Annotated in this window: 18 protein-coding genes and 2 tRNA genes; 10 read left to right on the top strand and 10 right to left on the bottom strand. The window is 68.1% G+C overall.

The annotated features are described in order from the left end of the window. The first annotated feature begins 8 nt into the window (after positions 1-8). Entirely contained in the window at positions 9-818 is an 810-nt protein-coding gene (locus tag ACFQS9_RS23200) for a helix-turn-helix domain-containing protein (RefSeq protein WP_378408907.1), read from the top strand. Between the two features lie 53 nt (positions 819-871). Further along, entirely contained in the window at positions 872-2149 is a 1278-nt protein-coding gene (gene dinB, locus ACFQS9_RS23195) for a DNA polymerase IV (protein ID WP_378408906.1), read from the top strand. A gap of 7 nt (positions 2150-2156) precedes the next feature. On the opposite strand, the gene ACFQS9_RS23190 is transcribed toward dinB, so the two are convergent. Beyond that, positions 2157-3290 (bottom strand): nitronate monooxygenase, encoded by a 1134-nt coding sequence (locus ACFQS9_RS23190; protein WP_378408905.1) that lies wholly within the window; start codon positions 3288-3290, stop codon positions 2157-2159. 258 nt (positions 3291-3548) lie between these two features. Beyond that, positions 3549-3622: transfer RNA gene (locus ACFQS9_RS23185), tRNA-Gly, on the bottom strand. 200 nt (positions 3623-3822) lie between these two features. Here ACFQS9_RS23185 and ACFQS9_RS23180 point away from each other — a divergent pair. The 6 genes from ACFQS9_RS23180 (at position 3823) to aroQ (ending at position 8944) form a co-directional block, all read left to right on the top strand. Continuing rightward, positions 3823-3899, top strand: a tRNA-Pro gene (locus ACFQS9_RS23180). A gap of 78 nt (positions 3900-3977) precedes the next feature. Next, positions 3978-5333, top strand: a complete 1356-nt coding sequence (gene tig, locus ACFQS9_RS23175; RefSeq protein WP_378408904.1) for a trigger factor — start codon at positions 3978-3980, stop codon at positions 5331-5333. A gap of 92 nt (positions 5334-5425) precedes the next feature. Further along, positions 5426-6073, top strand: a complete 648-nt coding sequence (locus ACFQS9_RS23170) for an ATP-dependent Clp protease proteolytic subunit (protein WP_378408903.1) — start codon at positions 5426-5428, stop codon at positions 6071-6073. A 39-nt stretch (positions 6074-6112) separates the two neighbouring features. Further along, complete coding sequence (locus ACFQS9_RS23165; protein WP_378408902.1) at positions 6113-6775, top strand: ATP-dependent Clp protease proteolytic subunit; 663 nt, start codon at positions 6113-6115, stop codon at positions 6773-6775. Between the two features lie 310 nt (positions 6776-7085). After that, positions 7086-8366, top strand: coding sequence for an ATP-dependent Clp protease ATP-binding subunit ClpX (gene clpX / locus ACFQS9_RS23160; protein WP_378408901.1), 1281 nt, complete (start codon positions 7086-7088; stop codon positions 8364-8366). 95 nt (positions 8367-8461) lie between these two features. Beyond that, positions 8462-8944, top strand: coding sequence for a type II 3-dehydroquinate dehydratase (gene aroQ / locus ACFQS9_RS23155; protein ID WP_378408900.1), 483 nt, complete (start codon positions 8462-8464; stop codon positions 8942-8944). On the opposite strand, the gene ACFQS9_RS23150 is transcribed toward aroQ, so the two are convergent. The 5 genes from ACFQS9_RS23150 to ACFQS9_RS23130 all read right to left on the bottom strand — a co-directional run bounded on the left by ACFQS9_RS23150 (position 8903) and on the right by ACFQS9_RS23130 (position 15023). Next, complete coding sequence (locus tag ACFQS9_RS23150; RefSeq protein WP_378408899.1) at positions 8903-9310, bottom strand: DUF302 domain-containing protein; 408 nt, start codon at positions 9308-9310, stop codon at positions 8903-8905. The genes aroQ and ACFQS9_RS23150 overlap by 42 nt on opposite strands. Then, positions 9307-9561, bottom strand: a complete 255-nt coding sequence (locus ACFQS9_RS23145; RefSeq protein WP_378408898.1) for a YgaP family membrane protein — start codon at positions 9559-9561, stop codon at positions 9307-9309. Before ACFQS9_RS23145 ends, ACFQS9_RS23150 begins: the two co-directional genes overlap by 4 nt. Positions 9562-9582: 21 nt before the next feature. Beyond that, positions 9583-11766 carry an MMPL family transporter gene (locus tag ACFQS9_RS23140; RefSeq protein WP_378408897.1) on the bottom strand — a complete coding sequence of 728 codons (2184 nt, stop codon included), beginning with the start codon at positions 11764-11766 and terminating at the stop codon, positions 9583-9585. A 120-nt stretch (positions 11767-11886) separates the two neighbouring features. Further along, a complete protein-coding gene (gene fdhD / locus ACFQS9_RS23135; RefSeq protein ID WP_378408896.1) occupies positions 11887-12711 on the bottom strand; it encodes a formate dehydrogenase accessory sulfurtransferase FdhD in 825 nt (274 codons plus the stop codon). Then, entirely contained in the window at positions 12711-15023 is a 2313-nt protein-coding gene (locus tag ACFQS9_RS23130) for an FdhF/YdeP family oxidoreductase (protein WP_378408895.1), read from the bottom strand. The genes fdhD and ACFQS9_RS23130 overlap by 1 nt, the downstream gene beginning before the upstream one ends. Before the next feature lie 105 nt (positions 15024-15128). Here ACFQS9_RS23130 and ACFQS9_RS23125 point away from each other — a divergent pair, with 105 nt between their 5' ends. After that, entirely contained in the window at positions 15129-16133 is a 1005-nt protein-coding gene (locus ACFQS9_RS23125; RefSeq protein ID WP_378408894.1) for an iron-siderophore ABC transporter substrate-binding protein, read from the top strand. Between the two features lie 25 nt (positions 16134-16158). Here the strand turns inward: ACFQS9_RS23125 and ACFQS9_RS23120 are convergent, their stop codons facing one another. Next, complete coding sequence (locus tag ACFQS9_RS23120) at positions 16159-17160, bottom strand: synaptic vesicle VAT-1 family membrane protein (protein WP_378408893.1); 1002 nt, start codon at positions 17158-17160, stop codon at positions 16159-16161. A 71-nt stretch (positions 17161-17231) separates the two neighbouring features. Continuing rightward, a complete protein-coding gene (locus tag ACFQS9_RS23115) occupies positions 17232-18443 on the bottom strand; it encodes an FAD-dependent oxidoreductase (RefSeq protein WP_378408892.1) in 1212 nt (403 codons plus the stop codon). Positions 18444-18505: 62 nt separating this feature from the next. On the opposite strand from ACFQS9_RS23115, the gene ACFQS9_RS23110 reads away from it, so the two are divergent. After that, the gene (locus ACFQS9_RS23110; protein ID WP_378408891.1) at positions 18506-18988 is read left to right on the top strand and encodes a MarR family winged helix-turn-helix transcriptional regulator; all 483 of its coding nucleotides are present in this window, start codon (positions 18506-18508) and stop codon (positions 18986-18988) included. Between the two features lie 105 nt (positions 18989-19093). On the opposite strand, the gene ACFQS9_RS23105 is transcribed toward ACFQS9_RS23110, so the two are convergent. Continuing rightward, the gene (locus ACFQS9_RS23105; protein WP_378408890.1) at positions 19094-20125 is read right to left on the bottom strand and encodes an AurF N-oxygenase family protein; all 1032 of its coding nucleotides are present in this window, start codon (positions 20123-20125) and stop codon (positions 19094-19096) included.

Here is a 20125-nt window from a genome sequence, read left to right as displayed (position 1 = left end):
TTTCTCGCATGCAATCGGCGGTGCAGATCGCAGAGCTGCCCCAGTTCAGTGCCTGGGCGGTCACCTGCGCCGGCGAGCACGCCGCGTGGTCGGAGCCGGAGTGTCATGACGATCACCGGCTGGTGCTCGTGCGGGCGGGACGGTTCCTGCGACGGGCCGATGGTGCGGAGTCGGTGCTGGACCGGACGACCGCCTACCTCGGCCGACCGGGCGAGGAGGAGCGGTTCGCGCATCCCGCCGGCGGCGACCTCTGCACCTCGATCGATATCGGCGCCGAGCTGTGGCACTCGATCGCGGGTGACTGCGGGACGCAGCGTGCGCCGGACCTCTACGTCGACGCCCGGGTGGAGCTGTGGCACCGGCGGTTGCTCCGGGCGGCGGGAAGCTCCGATGTCGGGTTCGCGGTCGCGGAGGAAGTGGCGGGCCTCGTCGCGGAGATCGCTCCGCGCGTCGGGGGCGGCGCGGTGCCCGCGCGGATCCGGTCCGGCGCGCGCGGTCGCGCGCTGGCGGCCGCCGCCCGGGCGGCGATCCTCGACGAGGTTCCGGGATCCGGTGGCCTGATTCCGCTGGCCGACCTGCTCGACGTGTCGCCGTTCCTGTTGAGCCGCACCTTCACCGCGGTCACCGGCGTCTCCGTCACCCGCTACCGCAACCGGGTCCGGGTCGGCCGGGCGCTGGCGCGGCTCGAGGAGGGGGAGCGGGACCTCGCGGGGCTCGCCGCGGACCTCGGGTTCGCCGACCAGGCCCACCTGACCCGAACGATGCGCGCACACCTGGGCCGGACGCCGAGCGGGGTACGGGCCCTGCTGCCGGCCTGACGCCTCTCGGGTGCCGCGGGGGGAACCCGAGTGTCGGTGTCGAATGCGAACATGTGTTCGTGTCTGATCGTGCAGCGTCTCCGTCGTCGTCCGGCGAGCCGGGCCCCGGCCGCTCCCGGGCCGAGGCCACGATCCTGCATGCCGATCTCGACGCCTTCTACGCCTCGGTCGAGCAGCGTGACGATCCCTCGCTGCGGGGCCGGCCGGTGATCGTGGGCGGGGGAGTCGTGCTCGCCGCCAGCTACGAGGCGAAGGCGTTCGGCGTGCGGACGCCGAGCAGTGGGGCACTGGCGCTGCGGCTATGTCCGCACGCGGTGGTGGTGCGGCCGCGGATGGCGGCCTACGCCGAGGCGAGCAAGGCGGTGTTCGAGGTCTTCCGGCAGACCACACCGCTGGTCGAGGGCATTTCGATCGACGAGGCGTTCCTCGACGTCGGGGGACTGGGCCGCGTGTCGGGCACGCCATTGGAGATCGCCACCCGGCTGCGGCACGAGGTCCGTCAGCGGGTCGGGTTGCCGATCACCGTCGGGATCGCGCGGACCAAGTTCCTCGCCAAGGTGGCCAGCGCGGTCGGGAAGCCGGACGGGCTGCTGCTCGTCGAGCCGGACCGCGAACTGGAGTTCCTGCACCCGCTTCCGGTCGAGCGGTTGTGGGGTGTCGGCGCGGTGACATCGCGCAAGCTGCGGGACTACGGGATCGAGTCGATCGGACAGATGGCGGCGTTGTCCGAGCGGGAACTGATGGCCGTCGTCGGTCAGGCATCGGGACGTCACCTGCACGCACTGGCCTGGGCCCGGGACCCGCGACGGGTGCAGACGGGCACGCGGCGGCGTTCGATCGGCGCCCAGCACGCGCTCGGCCGTCGGCCGCGGTCCCAGGACGAGATCGATGTGCTCGCCGCGGCGCTGGTCGACCGCGTCACGCGGCGTCTGCGCCGGACGGACCGGGTCTGCCGCACCGTGGTCGTGCGGATGAGGTTCGCGGACTTCACCCGCGCCACCCGCTCGGTCACGCTGCCGCGGGCGACTGCGCGCACCGAGACGATCCTGTCCGCCGTGCGTGCGCTCCTCGATCAGTCGCGACCGCTGATCCTCGCCCAGGGGTTGACGCTGATCGGCGTCGCGTTGACCAATCTCGACCGGGACGGTGCCGAGCAGTTGGCGCTGCCGTTCGAGGCGGACACCGGGACGGTCGATCCGGCCGCCCGCGACGTGACGGCGCTCGACACCGCCCTGGATTCGGTTCGTGAGAGGTTCGGGTCGGTGGCCGTCACGCGGGCCGCACTGCTCGGGAAGGACCGCGGCGACACGACCCCGATCCTCCCCGATTGAGCCGCGGTCAGGCGTTCGCGGCCGCGTTCAGCTGCTCGAGGGTGCCGGTGGCCTCGAGGTATTCCTGCACCCACCGCTCGATGACCGCCGAGGTCTTCTCGACCTTGGTGAACTGGCCCACGACCTGTCCGACCGGGTTGAAGGCGACGTCGACGGTCTCGTCCGGGTACTTGTGGGTGGCCGCGACGGCCATCCCGGACACCATGTACTGCAGCGGCATGCCGAGGGGCTCGGGGTTGCCGTCCTTTTCCCAGGCGTCGGTCCAGTCGTTGCGCAGCATCCGGCAGGGCTTGCCGGTGAACGAGCGGCTGCGCACGGTGTCCCGGCTGGACGCGTTCGCGTACGCGGCCTGCTGGACGGTGGTGTTCTCGGCCTCCTCGACCATCAGCCACTGCGACCCGGACCAGGCGCCCTGGGCGCCCATCGCGAGCGCGGCCGCGATCTGCTGGCCACTCCCGATGCCGCCCGCGGCGAGCACCGGGACCGGCGCGACCTCCTTGACGACCTGCGGCCACAGCACGATCGAGCCGACCTCGCCGCAGTGTCCGCCGCCCTCGCCGCCCTGCGCGATGATGATGTCGACGCCCGCGTCGGCGTGCTTGCGCGCCTGGTACGGCGAGCCGCACAGCGCCGCGACCTTGCGGCCGGCGGCGTGGATGTGCGCGATCATGTCCGCCGGCGGCGTGCCGAGGGCATTGGCGATGAGCGTGACCTTGGGGTGCTGCAGTGCCACCTCGACCTGAGGGGTGGCGGTCGCCTCGGTCCAGCCCAAAAGCTGCAACGCGTTCTCGCTGCCGTCGGTCGGCACCGGCACGCCGTGGTCGGTGAGGATCTTGCGGGCGAAGTCGAGGGTCTGCTGCGGCACCATCTTCTGCAGCATCGTGGTGAGTTCATCGGCGGACAGGTTCGAATCCATGCCCTCGTACTTGTTCGGGATGACGATGTCGACGCCGTACGGATGGTCGCCGATGTGCTCATCGATCCACTTCAGCTCGATCTCGAGCTCCTCGGGCGTGAAGCCGACCGCACCGAGCACGCCGAAGCCTCCGGCCTTGCTGACGGCGACCACGACGTCGCGGCAATGGGTGAACGCGAAGATGGGGAACTCGATGCCCAGGTCGTCGCAAAGGGGGGTGTGCATGCGGCACTCCTACACTGTGAGCGGTGGAAGACTGAAACAGGTTCCACCCTAGTTGGGAGCGTCCGGATTGGTGGCCGACTACGAATCGTCGATCGGGCCGGGAATGACGCAGCACGTTGCAGGCGAGCCGTGCCGGAGAGGCCCTCGGGGAACGTCTCTCGAGGCCGTCGGATCGGCCCTCGTGGGCGCGTACGGGCATGAAAAAACCCGCCCCTGTCTGCGCAGGTGGCGGGCGGTTTCGAGACTGTCTCGAACAGGTGGAGGGGATGACGGGAATCGAACCCGCATCATCTGCTTGGAAGGCAGAGGCTTTACCACTAAGCTACATCCCCGTGCACACGACAACTTGGGATCGCCATCGATGTCGTCTGCGTTGAGAGACTGTACCCAACCCTGTTCTGGATTCGCCAATCGGGTGGCCGGGGATTCGCCACATCGGGTGGCCGGGAACTCGTCGAACGGGTGCCCGTAGGATTCACCTTCGGCGGCAGCCGCGCGGATCTCCAGCGCGGTCGCCGTGTCGCGGACCTAACGGGGTGTAGCGCAGCTTGGTAGCGCATCCGCTTTGGGAGCGGAGGGTCGCAGGTTCAAATCCTGTCACCCCGACCAGGGACAACGTCATAACAGCGCGGAACTGAAGACCAGGGCCGCGACGCAACGAGCAAGACCACACGAAGGAGCATGTCCGTGAAGAGCACCGTCGAGCAGCTGAGCCCGACGCGGGTCCGTATCAATGTTGAGGTGCCCTTCGAGGAGCTCAAGCCCGATTTCGACAAGGCGTACAAGGCCCTCGCGCAGCAGATCCGTCTCCCCGGCTTCCGTCCGGGCAAGGCGCCGGCCAAGCTGCTCGAGGCCCGCGTCGGTCGCGGCGCCGTGCTCGAGCAGGTCGTCAACGACACCCTTCCCGCGCGCTACTCCGAGGCCGTGACCACCGCCGGCGTCAAGGCGATCGGCCAGCCGGAGATCGACATCACCAAGATCGAAGACGGTGAGCTCCTCGCGTTCACCGCCGAGGTGGACGTCCGTCCCGAGATCGACCTGCCCGACTACAGCACCCTCGCTGTCACCGTCGACCCGGTCGAGATCACCGAGGCGGCCGTCGACGAGCAGCTGCTGTCGCTGCGTCAGCGTTTCGGCACCCTTACCGGCGTCGAGCGCGCCGTGCAGGACGGCGACTTCGTGTCGATCGACCTGTCGGCCGTCGTCGACGGCGAGGCCGTCCCGGAGGCAACCGCGTCCGGCCTGTCCCACGAGGTGGGCTCGGGTCAGCTGATCGAGGGTCTCGACGAGGCGATCGTCGGACTCAAGGCGGGCGAGTCGAAGGACTTCACCACCAAGCTCGTCGCCGGTGAGCACGCCGACAAGGAGGCCGTCGTGACGGTCACCGTCGGCACCGTCAAGGAGCGCGAGCTGCCCGAGGCCGACGACGAGTTCGCCCAGCTGGCGAGCGAGTTCGACACCCTCGACGCGCTGAAGGAGGACCTGCGCGAGCGGGTCGGCCGGGTCGCCAAGGTCGAGCAGGCCGGCCAGATCCGCGACAAGGTCCTCGAGACGCTGCTCGAGACCATCGAGGTCCCGCTGCCCGAGACCGTGGTCAAGGCCGAGGTCGATGCGCAGCTGCACGAGGCCGTGCACGGCCTCGACCACGACGAGGAGCAGCTGAACGCGCTGCTCGAGGCGCAGGGCACCACGCGCGAGCAGTTCGACAAGGACGCCGTCGAGGCCGCCGAGAAGTCGGTGAAGACCCAGCTGCTGCTCGACGCGATCGCGGACCAGGCCGGTACCGAGGTCGGCCAGCAGGAACTGACCGAGCGGATCATCTTCCAGGCCCAGCGTTACGGCATCTCGCCGGACCAGTTCATCCAGCAGGTCCAGCAGGCGGGCCAGCTCGGCGCCGTGTTCGCCGATGTCCGTCGCGGCAAGGCGCTCGCGACCGTCGTCGACCAGGTGGCCGTCACGGACACCACCGGCGCGACCGTCGACACCGCGGAGCTGTTCGGCGGCCCGGAGGCCGACGAGGCCGAGGCCGCGGACGAGAGCTAGATTTCACGCCAATAGCGAACAGGGACGGCACCGGGACTCCGGGGCCGTCCCTGTTCGTTAGTGTCAGTGTCAAGAACCATCGAAATTCAGTTATGGAGAAGGCAGGTACCGTGACTTCACAGAACCCGGGGGCTTCGTTGAGCCCCGCCATGACTTCAGCCACCTCTGGTCTGAATCTCAGCGACTCGGTGTTCGAGCGCCTGCTTCGGGAACGCATCATCTTCCTCGGTACCCAGGTCGACGACGACATCGCGAACAAGCTGTGCGCGCAGATCCTGCTGCTCTCGGCCGAGGATCCGACCAGGGACATCTCCCTCTACATCAACTCGCCCGGCGGTTCGGTGACCGCGGGCATGGCGATCTTCGACACCATGCAGTTCGCCGAGTGCGACATCGCGACCTTCGGCATGGGCCTGGCCGCCTCGATGGGTCAGTTCCTGCTCTCCGCGGGCACCAAGGGCAAGCGCTACGCCCTGCCGCACGCGCGGATCATGATGCACCAGCCGTCCGCGGGCATCGGCGGTACCGCCTCGGACATCGCGATCATGGCCGAGCAGTTCGCCCACACCAAGCGCGAGATGGCGCAGCTGATCGCCGAGCACACCGGCCAGACGGTCGAGCAGATCACCGCGGATTCCGATCGTGACCGTTGGTTCACGGCCTCCGAGGCGCTCGAGTACGGCTTCGTCGACCACGTCATCTCCCGCGCGCGGCAGGCCGGCGGCACCGGCAGCAACTAGCCGACCCCGCCCCGACGCACCTCACCCATTGGAGAACCGATGACCAATCTGTTTGATCCCCGCCCGCTGGGCGGTCAGGCCCCCGCCGCACCCCAGAGTCGCTACATCCTGCCCTCCTTCATCGAGCACTCCAGCTACGGAGTGAAGGAGTCGAACCCGTACAACAAGCTGTTCGAGGAGCGCATCATCTTCCTCGGCGTGCAGGTCGACGACGCCTCCGCCAACGACGTGATGGCGCAGCTGCTGGTGCTCGAGTCGCTCGACCCCGATCGCGACATCACCATGTACATCAACTCGCCGGGTGGATCGTTCACCTCGTTGATGGCGATCTACGACACCATGCAGTACGTCCGCGCCGACATCACCACCGTCTGCCTCGGGCAGGCGGCCTCGGCGGCGGCGGTGCTGCTCGCGGCGGGCACCCCCGGCAAGCGTCTGGCGCTGCCGAACGCGCGCGTGCTGATCCACCAGCCGTCCACCGGCGGCATCCAGGGTCAGGTGTCGGACCTCGAGATCCAGGCCGCCGAGATCGAGCGGATGCGCCGGCTCATGGAGTCGACGCTGAGCAAGCACACCGGCAAGGACGCCGAGGTGATCCGCAAGGACACCGACCGCGACAAGATCCTCACGGCGGCCGAGGCCAAGGAGTACGGGATCATCGACGACGTGCTCGAGTACCGGAAGCTCTCCGCACAGAAGTAGCAGTCGTCCGCCCTCCGGGGCACCGAAGCCGGTAGGGCTCCGCGACACGCCGCGTTCGTCGGGATGCGGCGGGTCGGGGAGCCGACCGGTCAGGCTGAAACCCCCGGTCGGAATCGGGGCGGCACGGTCGACGGAGATTTGTCTCGGCTGCGCGTCGAGTCGAATCATCGGCAACTGGTCGACCTCGTTCCGGAACTACGGGTACGGTCACATCAGGGGCTTTGTCCGCCCAGGGATGTGGGTCGTGACGACCCACACGCGGGGCGGGGGACGGTCACCAACGCTGAGAAGGAAGTAGGGACCTGACGAGATGGCACGCATCGGTGACGGCGGCGACCTGCTGAAGTGCTCTTTCTGCGGCAAGAGTCAGAAGCAGGTGAAGAAGCTCATCGCGGGACCAGGGGTCTATATCTGCGATGAGTGCATCGACCTGTGCAACGAGATCATCGAAGAAGAGCTCGCCGAGTCGAGCGAGGTCAAGCTCGACGAGCTGCCCAAGCCGGCCGAGATCCGGGACTTCCTCGAGAACTACGTGATCGGTCAGGATGCGGCCAAGCGCACTCTCGCGGTCGCGGTCTACAACCATTACAAGCGCATCCAGGCCGGCGACAAGGGTCGTGACGCCCGCGGCGAGACCGTGGAACTGGCCAAGTCGAACATCCTGATGCTCGGCCCCACCGGTTGCGGCAAGACCTACCTCGCGCAGACGCTGGCGAAGATGCTGAACGTGCCGTTTGCCATCGCCGACGCGACGGCGCTCACGGAGGCGGGATATGTCGGCGAGGATGTCGAGAACATCCTGCTCAAGCTGATCCAAGCCGCGGACTACGACGTCAAGCGCGCCGAGACCGGCATCATCTACATCGACGAGGTCGACAAGATCGCCCGCAAGAGCGAGAACCCGTCGATCACCCGCGATGTGTCCGGTGAGGGTGTGCAGCAGGCGCTGCTGAAGATCCTCGAGGGCACCCAGGCGAGCGTGCCCCCGCAGGGCGGGCGCAAGCACCCCCATCAGGAATTCATCCAGATCGACACCACCAACGTGCTGTTCATCGTGGCGGGTGCGTTTGCGGGACTCGAGCGGATCGTCTCCGACCGGGTCGGCAAGCGCGGCATCGGTTTCGGGGCGGAGGTGCGTTCGAAGGCGGAGCTGGACACCCAGGATCACTTCGCCGAGGTGATGCCCGAGGACCTGATCAAGTTCGGCCTGATCCCGGAGTTCATCGGCCGTCTCCCGGTCGTCGCCTCGGTGACCAGCCTGGACAAGGACTCCCTCGTCCAGATCCTGTCCGAGCCGAAGAACGCACTGGTCAAGCAGTACACGCGGCTGTTCGACATGGACGGGGTGGAACTCGAGTTCTCCCCGGACGCGCTCGAGGCCGTGGCGGATCAGGCGATCCTGCGTGGCACCGGTGCCCGCGGCCTGCGCGCCATCATGGAAGAGGTCCTGCTGCCGGTGATGTACGACATCCCGAGCCGCGACGACGTCGCCAAGGTGGTCGTGACGGCCGAGACCGTCAACGACAACGTGCTGCCGACCATCGTCCCGCGCAAGCCGGAGCGGCCGGAACGTCGCGACAAGACGGCGTAGTCGGCACAGCGGACAACGAGACACGGAACGGCCGGTGGGATTCCCACCGGCCGTTTTCCGTCTGTCGGTGTCACCCGCGAGCTAGCGTGACCCGCATGGCGACCACAGGCCCGATCCTCGTGCTCAACGGACCCAACCTGAACCTGCTCGGCCGGCGACAGCCCGACGTGTACGGGGCGGCCACTCTCGACGACGTGGTGGCACTGTGCCGGCAGGCCGCCGCCGGGTACGGCCGCGAGGTCGACGCGCGCCAGTCCAATCACGAAGGCGTACTGATCGATTGGATCCATGAGGCCCGCGACGGCGCGTCGGGCGTGGTGATCAATCCGGGCGGCTACTCGCACACCTCGGTGGCGCTGCGCGACGCCCTCGCCACCGTCGGGGTGCCGGTGGTGGAGGTGCACATCAGCAACATCCACGGCCGTGAGGCGTTCCGGGACCGGTCGCTCGTGTCGCCGGTCGCCGACGGCGTGGTGTGCGGCCTCGGGGTGGAGGGCTACCGCGCCGCCGTCGAGTGGCTCTGCCGACGGCCGGCGTCAGTCGGCGACGCCACCGAGCGAGGCGATCGCCGCCCGTAGCCGCGTGGCGGCCTCCGTCGCGACGGGCCCGAGTGCGGGTTCGCCGGTGACCTGCACCATCAGGTCCGGATTCATCGCCTCGACGATGACGTTGCCGTCCGTGCTGGTATCGGCGCGCACGATCACGTTGCAGGGCAACAGCAATCCGATCTGCCGGTCGATGGTGACGGCTCGGTGGGCGAGCGGCGGGTTGCATGCCCCGAGGATGAGGTAGTCCTCGATGTCCTCGTCGAGCTTCGCCTTGAGGGTGGCCCGCATGTCGATCTCGGTGAGCACACCGAAGCCCTGTTCCTGCAGGGCGATTCGGGTCTTCGCGACCGCATCGGCGAAGGAGGACTGCAGCGTCGTAGACAGTGCGAGGTTCATGAGTTGTCTCCGTTCCGGGTGTGGGTGGTGTCCTGGACGCGCTCGAGGCCGAGCCGCTGCATCAGCAGGCTCGCCGGGCACCATCCGACGGCGGCGTACAGGAGCAGGTTCGCGGCGACGAATCCCGTCAGGATCAGCCACCAGGACGAGAACGCGACGGTGAGTGCGACGCTGAGTAGGACCATGGTGCCGGCGAGGAGTGGTACGAGCCTCTCGACCGTCCAACCCTGGTGGCGGGGAAGTGTTGCCATGTGGGATCTCCTTGTGTCGGGTCAGCCGTGCGAGAAGCTGATGTTGGGCAGTGCCCGTCGCAGCCAGGTGGGGGACCACCAGGCGGCGTGCCCGGTCAGCCGCAGCAGGACCGGCAGCAGGACGAGTCGGATGAGTACCGCGTCGAGCAGGACGGCGACGCCGAGGATGATGCCCATCTCCTTCGGCGGGAGCGGATCGGCGAGCGCGAACGTGAAGAACACCGCCACCATCACCGCGGCCGCGGCGGCGATCACTCGGCCCGAATGCGCGAGCCCGTCGACGTGCGCGATCTTCGGATCGCCGGATCGTTCGTAGTGCTCCTTCGCGGTGGACAGCAGGAAGACCGTGTAGTCCATCGCGATCGCGAAGATCATCGCGAAGAAGAACACGGGTCCCCAGCCGTCGAGGAATCCCTGCGGGGTGAAGCCGAGCAGGCCCGCGCCGTGTCCGTCCTGGAAGATCAACGTGGCGACCCCGAACGCGGCGGCGGTCGAGAGCAGGCTCACCACGGTCCCGAGGATGGCGATCAGCGGTGCCTGCAGCGCGACCAGCAGCAGCAGGAATCCGAGGACCAGGATGATGCCGACGATCAGCGGCAGGTAGTCGTTCAGTGCCTGCTGCAGGTCGAGGTTCTCGGCCGGGGCGCCGCCGACCAGGGCCTGAGCGGGCAGCTCGGACCGCAACTGGGTGAGGATCGAGCCCATCGCCTCGTCGGAGGGGTCGACACTCGGGATCGCCTGGAGCATGACGTGGCCGGAACCGTCGATCGCGGGCTGCGGCGGGGTGACCATCGCGATCCCGTCGACGGCGGCCGCGGCATCGGCCGTGGTCTCGGCGTCGGATGCCGGGGCGATGATCTGCAGCATTCCGGGCGCGCCCTCGCCCAACTGTGCCTGAACGAGCTCGTAGCCCTGCCGGACCGGTGCGTCGGACGGGACCACCTCGATCGACGGCATCGCGACCTTCAGGCCGAGCACCGGGAGGGACAGCGCGATCAGGATCAGGAGCGAACCGATCGCGAACGGCCACGGGTGCTTGTGCAGGAGGTTGGCCCACGCAGCGAAACGCGGCGAACGGTGCTGCTGCCGCTTGGCGTGGGGGAGCGAGCCGGCGTTGACCTTGGCGCCGAGCTTGCCGAGGACCGCGGGGAGCAGGGTCAGCGTGGCCGCGAGGACGAAGGTGACGGCGAGCATGATGCCGACGGCCATCGTCCGCACCGCCGGCGCCGGGACCAGCAGCACCGCGGACAGGCTCACGAGCACGGTCAGCCCCGAGAGCACGACCGCCTTGCCCGCGGTGTCCATCGTCTCCGCGACCGCGGCGCGCGGGTCACCGCTCTTGCTCAGCGCATCCCGGAATCGCGAGACGATGAACAGGGCGTAGTCGATGCCGAGGGCGAGGGCGAACATCATCGCGAAGTTCATGGCCCACACCGAGATCGGCGTGACCGTGTTGAGCAGGACCAGACCGCCCGCGGAGGCGATCAGGCCGGCCATGGTCAGCAACAGTGGCAGTCCCGCGGCGACCAGCGACCCGAAGGCCAGCACCATGATCGCGAGCGTGACCGGCCAGGAGAGCATCTCGGCCTGGATCATCGCGTCGTGATTGGCCTTGTTGAAGTCGCTCCAGAGCGCCGATGCGCCGGTGGGATAGACCTCGATGTCCCCCGTGGACAGCGCGCCCAGTTCACCCTTGAGCTCGTCGACGGCCTTGACCATGTCGTCGGTGCTCGCGTTCGCACCGGCGATCAGGATGCCGGTGTGCCCGTCCGGGCTGATGGACATGCCGGGCTGCGGGGCGATGACCTCGCCGAACCGAGGGTCGTCCGCGAACGCCGAGGTGGCCTCGGCGATCACGTCCTGAACCTGCGGATCCGTGACGGCGAGGGTGTCCGAGTGCACCACGACCTGCACCGCGGCGGAGGAGTTCCCCCCGAAGTGCTCCTGGGCGAGCTCGCGGACCTGCACGGATTCCGAACCGTTGGCCTGCCAGCCCGCACCCGCCAGCGACGTGAACACCGACGGCGCGGCGGCGCCGAGCGCGACCAGTGCGATCAGCCAGATGCCGAACACCCACCGCGCGCGCCCGACCATCGCTGCGCCGAGCCGGCCGAGGAGTCCTCCCGCCGGCGCGGTCGGCGGCGGGCCGTCGCCGACCGCTGTTGCCGACCGGGTTTTGTCCACCTCGGCTGTGTTGCTCGTCATGCCTGTCTCCTCGATATGCCCCTGGGGGTATCTGGCTGGGTATGCGTCGACCATACCCCAGGGGGTATAAGAACGGGATGCGAGAAGCGCCACAGGAGTGATGCCTGGAGACGTGCGGCGTCAGGCGGGTTTGATCCGGGCCTCGCCGCTGTAGACGTTCATGGTGTCGCCGCGCAGGAACCCGACCAGGCTCAGCCCGGACTCTGTGGCGAGATCGACGGCCAGCGATGAGGGGGCGGACACCGCGGCGAGGATCGGAATGCCCGCGACCACGGCCTTCTGGACGAGCTCGAAGGACGCGCGCCCGCTCACCACCAGGATCGCCTCGCGCAGCGGTACCCGGCCGTCGGTCAACGCCCAGCCGAGCACCTTGTCGACCGCGTTGTGTCTGCCCACGTCCTCTCGAACCGCGAGCAGGGCGCCGTCGGCGGTGAAGAGCCCGGCGGCATGCAGGCCGCCGGTCGAGTCGAAGACCCGCTGTCGCGCGCGCAGGCTCGCCGGCATCGACGCCAGCGTCGTGGTGGTCACGATCGGGACGGGATCGGTGAGGTCGTAGGGCGAGCGGACCCGGACCGCCTCGAGCGAGGCCTTGCCGCACACCCCGCAGGCCGAGGTGGACAGGAACTGGCGGTCGGGGCCGGTCGGCTGCGGAACGCCGGGAGCGAGCGCGACGTCGAGCACGTTGTAGGTATTGGCGCCGTCGGCATCGACGCCGTCGCAGTATCGGATCACCGAGACGTCGTCCGCCGAGCCGATGATGCCCTCGCCCAGCAGGAATCCGTGCACCAGGTCGATGTCGTCCCCGGGGGTGCGCATGGTCACCGACAGTGATCGGCCGCCGAGTCGGATCTCCAGCGGTTCCTCCACCGCGAGGCTGTCCGGCCTGCGAACGGTGGCGCCCTCGCTGATCCGCAGCACCGGCCTGCGCGTGGTGACCCGCCCCATCAGTGCACCCCGGCCGGTTCGAGGCGCACCAGCACCGCCTTGGACACCGGTGTGTTCGACTTCGCGGCGACGTGATCGAGTGGGATCAGCGGGTTGGTCTCCGGGTAGTAGGCGGCGGCATTGCCCTTGGGCGTGCTGTACTCGACGGCCCGGAAGTCCCGCACCCGCCGCTCCTGCAGCACGCCGTCCGGCCCCGTCCACTCGGAGACGATGTCCACGGCCGCCCCGTCGACCAGGCCGAGTTCGGTGAGGTCTGCCGCGGATACGAAGATCACCCGGCGGCCGCCCTTCACACCGCGATAGCGGTCGTCGAGGCCGTAGATGGTGGTGTTGTACTGGTCGTGGCTGCGCAGGGTCTGCAGGATCAGCCGGCCGGGGGGAGTGGGCAGCCATTGCAACGGGCTGGCGCTGAAGTTGGCCTTGCCGGTGCTGGTGGGGAACTCGCGCCGGTCGCGCGGCGGATGCGGCAGCTGGAACCCGTCGGGCTGCCGGACCCGTTCGTTGTAGTTCTCGCAGCCGGGCACCACCCGCGAGATCGCGTCGCGGATCCGGTCGTAGTCCGCCTTGAAGTCGGCCCACGGCACCGAATGATCAGCGCCCATCAGGAATTCGGCGAGCTCGCACACGATCGCGACCTCGCTGCGAAGGTGTTCGCTGACCGGTGTCAGGCTGCCACGCGAGAGGTGCACCATGGACATCGAATCCTCAACGGACACCATCTGTTTCCCGCCGGCCTGAATGTCCTTGTCGGTGCGTCCGAGGGTGGGCAGGATGACGGCGGTCCGTCCGGTCACCACGTGCGAGCGGTTGAGCTTGGTCGAGACCTGGACGGTCAGCGCGCACGAACGCAGCGCCTCCTCGGTGGCGTCGGTGTCCGGGGTGGCCCGGATGAAGTTGCCGCCCATCGCCATGAAGACGCTGCCAGGGTTCTCGCGCATGCCGCGGATGGCGGAGACGGTGTCCCAGCCGTGCTTTCGGGGGCTGACGATCGAGAATTCGCGGTCCAGTGCGTCGAGGAACGAGTCGGGCATCTTCTCCCAGATGCCCATGGTGCGGTCGCCCTGGACGTTGGAATGCCCGCGGACCGGGCAGACGCCCGCACCGGGCTTGCCCATCATGCCGCGCATCAGCAGCAGGTTGGTGATCTCCTGGATGGTCGCGACCCCATGAGCCTGTTGGGTGAGTCCCATCGCCCAGCACGCGATCGTCCGTTCGGACCGGGCCATTGCGGCGGCGGTCTCGCGCAACTGCGTCATCGTCAGTCCGGTGGCCTCGAGCACGACGTCGAGATCGACAGCGCGGACATTCTTCTCGTACTCGGCGAACCCCGCGCAGTGTTGCTCGATGAAGGCGCGGTCCACCACCGAGCCCGGGTCCGCGTCGTCGGCCTCGAGCAACAACCGGCCGAGTCCCTGGAACAGGGCCATGTCGCCGCCGAGTCGGATCTGCAGGAACTCGTCGGCGATGTCGACGCCGCGACCGAGCACGCCGCCGACCTTCTGCGGGTCCTTGAACCGTCGTAGCCCCGCCTCGGGCAACGGGTTCACCGCGATGATCTTGGCGCCGTTCTCCTTTGCCTTCTCCAGGGTGGAGAGCATCCGGGGATGGTTGGTGCCGGGGTTCTGGCCGGCGATCAGGATCAGGTCCGCGTACTCCAGGTCCGGCACCGTCACCGAACCCTTGCCGATCCCGATCGACTCGCTCAACGCGCTGCCCGAGGATTCGTGGCACATGTTGGAGCAGTCGGGCAGGTTGTTGGTGCCGAAGCTGCGAATCATCAACTGGTAGAGGAATGCGGCCTCGTTGCTGGTCCGGCCCGAGGTGTAGAAGACCGCCCCGTCGGGACTCGGCAGCGCGCGCAGGTGGTCGGCGATCAGGCGGTAGGCCTCGTCCCACTCGATCGGGGTGTAGTGGGTAGCGCCCTCGCGGAGGACCATCGGGTGCGCCAATCGCCCTTGCTGTCCGAGCCAGTAGTCGGTCTTGCCGGCCAACTCCGCCACCGAGTGCTCGGCGAAGAACTCGGTGTCGACCCGGCGCAGCGTCGCCTCCTCGGCGACGGCCTTGGCCCCGTTCTCGCAGAACTCGGCGGGCCTGCGGTGCCCCGGCGTCTCGGGCCAGGCGCACCCGGGGCAGTCGAACCCGTGTCGCTGGTTGAGCCTGGCCAGCGTCCGGGCGGTGCGGATCGCACCCATCTGCTCGAAGCCGCGCTGCAGGGAGACCAGGACCGCGGGGATGCCCGCCGCGTGGTCCTTGCTGTGCGTGACGACCAGCGCTGTTTCGTCGATGTCGCGTTCGGGTCCCTTGCGAGTCATGCCTCCATACTGGTCCCGCGACAGGCCCGCCGAAAGTGGGCTCAGCCACTCTGCCTACTATTTCGGCTAGCCTTACCTAGCTTGGTTGACGATGGAGGAGAGTCGATGGCAGACGTCAGTAGGTTGACGCGGCGGGGATTTCTGATCGGGACGTCGGGCGCACTGCTCGCGTTCGCCGCTGCGTGCAGCAGTGACGGCGACGGCGGATCGGCGTCCGGCGGCACCGGCGCGACCATCGGCAACAAGTACGGCGAGACCCAGGTCCCGCTCGACCCGCAGCGCGTGGTCAGTGTCGGATACAACGACCAGGACGCGCTCCTGGCGCTCGGCTCCACTCCGGTCGGCGTGTTCGACTGGTACGGCAACTACCCGAATGCGGTGTGGCCCTGGGCGCAGGACCTGCTCGCAGGCGCGACGCCCGCGATCATCGGCAGTGCGAACACCGGGATCGACGTCGAGAAGGTGGCCGCCACCGGCCCAGACCTTATCGTCGGCACCTACTCGGGCCTGACCAAGGACCAGTACAACAAGCTCAGCGCGCTCGCGCCGACCGCCGCGCAGCCCAAGGAGTTCGCCGACTACGGGGTGCCGTGGCAGGACCAGACCCGGATCATCGGTGAGGCGCTCGGCAAGCAGGACAAGGCGAAGGAGCTGGTGACCTCCGTCGAGAAGCAGTTCACCGACGTCGCGGCCGCCAACCCGGCCTTCGCGGGCAAGACGGTGATCGTGGGCGCCCTCAAGGGGCCGGGTCAGTTCGGTGTCTACGGGCCGGAGGATCCGAAGGTTCGCTTCTTCACCGAACTCGGCTTCGTCAATCCGCCTGTCACGCAGCAGATCACGACCACCAACTTCGCTCCGATCAGCACGGAGCAGCTCTCGCTCGCCGACGCCGACCTGTTGGTCTGGTACGCGGGCGGCGGCTACGGCGACAAGCTGCGGGCCGAGCTCGACAAGACGCCGGTCTATCAGGAGCTGAACGTCGTCAAGGACGGCCGCACGATCATCCTCGAAGACGAGGCCGCCGAGGCGATGACCTGGAGCACCGTCCTGTCGCTGCCGTACGCGCTGGAGAACATCCCGCCGCGGATCGCGCCGCTGCTCACCAAGTAGTTCCGGTGGTTGTTCGTCCGACGCGCTAGGGGACCAGGACGACCTTTCCGACGTTGCGGCGTTCGGTGAGGATCCGGTGGGCCTCTGGCGCGTTGGCGAACGGCACGGCATCGGACACCACGGGAGCCACGACGCCGTTCTCGATCAGTGCCCGCAGCGGCGTGATCCAGGGCTCCAGGGTGCCGCGGTCGTCCCACAGCCGCAGCATGTTGAGGCCGATCACTGCCTTGGACTCGCTCATCTGGTCGATGAGGTTGAACCCCCGCAGCATGCGTAGCGCCTGCGGCGCCGCGCGCAGCAGGTTGCGCTTGTCGCCCGCGACCACCGAACTGGCCCCGAAGGCGACGAGCCTGCCGCCGGGGCGCAGCTGGCCGTAGCTTCGTCGCAATGACTCCCCGCCGATCGCATCCATGATCACGTCCATCGGCGGAAGCCCGCTGTCCCATCCGCGTTTTCGGTAGTCCAGCGCCACGTCGACGCCGAATCCCCGGATGGCGTCGTGTTTGCCTGGCGACGCGGTTCCGTAGACCTCGGCGCCGTAGTGCTTGGCGAGCTGTGTGGATGCGATTCCGACCCCGCCCGCCGCGGCTTGGATCAGAACCCTCTCTCCCGCTTGGAGATTCGCGTAGCCGACCAGTCCCGCCCACGCGGTCGCGTAGTTGACGGGAATGGCGGCGCCCTGCTCGAAGCTGAGCGCGTCGGGCAATGCGATCACGTCACGCGAGTCGGCGCACACCTGCTCGGCGTACCCGCCGAATCTCGTGCCCGCGATCACCCTGTCGCCCACGGCGAGACCGGTCACGTCGGGTGCGACCTCGCCGATCGTGCCCGCGACCTCGTAGCCCACGGTGCTCGGCAGCGGCGGGGCGTCGGCGTACAGGCCGAGCCGGGCCATCACGTCGGCGAAGTTGACGCCCGCGGCCCGGACGTCGATGCGGACCCCGCCGGGACGGAGCGGCGGCGAGGGACGTTCCTGGACCTGGAGGACGTCGGCGTCCCCGTGCTTGGTGATCACGACTGCGCGCATGGGGGAAGGTTAGTACGCGCAGGCGTCGTCATCGGAGTGAAAGTCGCGGTGGTGCGTTCACTCCGATCGCGTCATGCCGTTGCCGGGGTGAGGCGCTCGTCGAAGTCGATGTGGTGACCCTGTAGCCACATCATCGACTGGCCCCCGTCCTTCGCTCCTGCTCGGAACGTGAACGGCAAGATCAGGTCACGGATGACACGCATGAACGGGCCCGCGGCTTTGTCGGCGGAGGACTTGTGGCCGTTGGCGACGATGCGCTCCACCCGCTCGCGACGAAGCGACTCGTAGGTCGCGAAAGCCGATGCGGTGTCGGGGCAGTCACGCAGACACTGCGCGAGGGTCACGGCGTCCTCGAGCGACATCGAGGCGCCCTGTCCGGCGGCCGGGGATGTGGCGTGCGCGGCGTCACCGATGACGATCATGCGCGAGCTGTCATGCCAACGCTTGACGACCGGCATGTCGTAGGTTGCCCAACCCATGATCGGTCCGGGAGCGGCGTCGATGATGTCAGATGCCGGCCCCACGTCACCGTCCATCAGCTCGTGCAGCCATTGGCGCCACTGCGCGTCGGACATGGCTGACAGGACGCCGCGAGGTGGTTCCTTGGCCATCGGCGGGTTCGCGAACCAGATCGTGCCTCCGTCGCCGGTCGGCATCCAGGCGAAAAAGCACTTGGTTCCGAACTGCATGCGGAAGTCTTTCGGCGGGACATCGACCGTGAAGTCGGGAATGTAGCCGCCGGTGTTGAGCACGGGAACGTAACGCGGCGCCATGGCGCCGGGGTCGATGATCTTGCGGATGCGTGAGTGGATGCCGTCGCATCCGATCAGGATGTCGCCGGTCGCCTCGGTCCCGTCCTCGAAGCGGGCGACGACACCCGTCCCGGTGTTGCGGGCGTCCAGGAGTCGCTTGTTGTGGTGCACGGCGATGCCGTGGTGGACAGCCATGTCGGTCATCGCGGTGAACAATCCGGCGCGGGGCATCATCCGTGAGGTGAGTCCGTCCGGGCGGCGGAACGCCATCGGGAGCTCGCCGAGAACGCGGCCCTTGCCGTTGACGAAGCTCATGGTGTCGACCGGGTAGCCCAGCTTCCCCACCCAGCTGCCGGCATCGATCGCGCGGAGCGCATCGAGCCCGTTGGCCTGGAAGTTCAGCCACGAGCCCCGCTGATCGGCGTCCGCCGGCAGCTGCTCGAAGATCTCCACTTCCATCCCAATCCGTCGCAGCGCCACCCCTAGTGCGGGGCCGGCGATGCCGGCGCCGATGATGACTGCCTTGGTCATGAGCTCGTCTCCCATCTGTAGTACCTTGATGATCAAGCAATCTTGCAGCAAAGGAATCTTGAATGTCAAGCGACTTGAACGTCAAGGGATATGTGGTGGGGCAAGCCATGCAGCGCTACCAGGCGGCCGTCGACGACTTCGATCGGGAGATGGCGAGGCTGCTGGGCGTGAACAACACCGATCTGCGCTGCCTCGAGATGCTTCTGGACGAACAGGAATCCGAGGTCACCCCGCGCGCGATCGCAGACAACCTCGGCCTGACGACGGGGAGCGTCACGACGATGCTCGACCGGCTCGAGCGCGCCGGCTACCTCACCCGGGCCCGGCATACCAGCGATCGGCGAAAGGTCCTGGTGCATGCGACGCCGGCCGGCCGCGAATGCGTATGGAAGATGCTCGGACCGATGCTCGAGGATGCTACGCAGAACGTGACGGCGCACTTCACGGTCGACGAGCTCGACGTGGTGGAACGCTTCGTCACCCGAGCCGCAGAGGTCCAGCGCAGGCATGTCGAGCGGCTGCGTGCGCGCGACACACTCGCCTGAAGTCGCTCGAGGTAACCTGCGTCATTCCGCTGAGGTCGGCGCGCTGGTCCGCTTCATGCGATGAGAATTCCCCGGTGGGGGAGAGTCGCCGGGGAATCCTCGTGTTCAGGCGAACGGAATCCTTCTCCGCACCGCGCCGCGAGCCCTGGCCGGTTCGCCACGGAATCGTGAGGCCCGGCCGTCGATTCGGCAGATCCTCCACATCACACGTGACACCGGGTTCATCAGTTCCGTCTCCACGGCCAGCGCCCGCACGTCGCCGAAGAAGTCGGCGAGCAACTCGCGCGATTCGGGACTGCGCCAGTACACATCCCGCAGGACCGACCTCGGCACGGAGAAGGTGGTCCGGAACTCGCGGGTGGGAACGGCGATCAGGTCGCACGTGATCCGCATGGTCGGCGCGAACAGCAGTGAGAGCACGAACCTGCGGATGCGGCCCATCGCGGGCACCCGGTGGCGCAGGTACTCGTGCGCGAACGAGATGTGCCGGGCCTCCTCTGCGACGTGGATCGACATCACGCGCTCGACCATCGGGTGGCCGGCCGCTCCGGCCCGCAACACGCCCTTCTGTGCATGGTCGATCGGCTCCTCGCCCGCGAGCACCATGACGAAGAACCATTCGGGGAAAGCCGAGGCCAGGAACGGGATCAGGGGTCCGATCAGCTTGATGCTGCGGCGCATTCCGGGGACATCGGCCCCGAGGCGGTTCACCACCTCCTGGAACATCATGGTGTGGTTGCACTCCTCGACCGCCTCGTGGGTGCAGTACCGATACTCGGGGGATCCGTTCGGCAGACTGAAGACGTATTGCATCAGGCCGCGGATCAGGATGTTCTCGAACTGCAGGCCGACCTTGGCGATGTTCGCCTGCCGCCACAGGCCGAGCGCGATCTGCCGGTCTTCGGGCAGCGACAGATACCACGGATGTCCACCCAATGGGTCCTGAGCCGGCAGCTTCCACCGCGGATCTGTGGGGTCAACGGCGAAATCCGGTGAGTCCCACGCGATGTCGAGGTACGGGTCGAACCGGCGATGAACCGAGCCGTGCGAGAGCGTCCGCAGCAGCTCGGTGTACTCGGTGGGGGTGTCGTCGCCTCTCGCGTCGGCGAGGGTGGTGCTCGTCTCGGATGGTGACAT

The organism is Rhodococcus daqingensis (assembly GCF_042665615.1).
GTDB lineage: Bacteria > Actinomycetota > Actinomycetes > Mycobacteriales > Mycobacteriaceae > Rhodococcus_G > Rhodococcus_G daqingensis.
The sequence above is the reverse complement of the archived record's forward strand: the minus strand, read 5'-3'. Positions and strand labels throughout refer to the sequence as shown.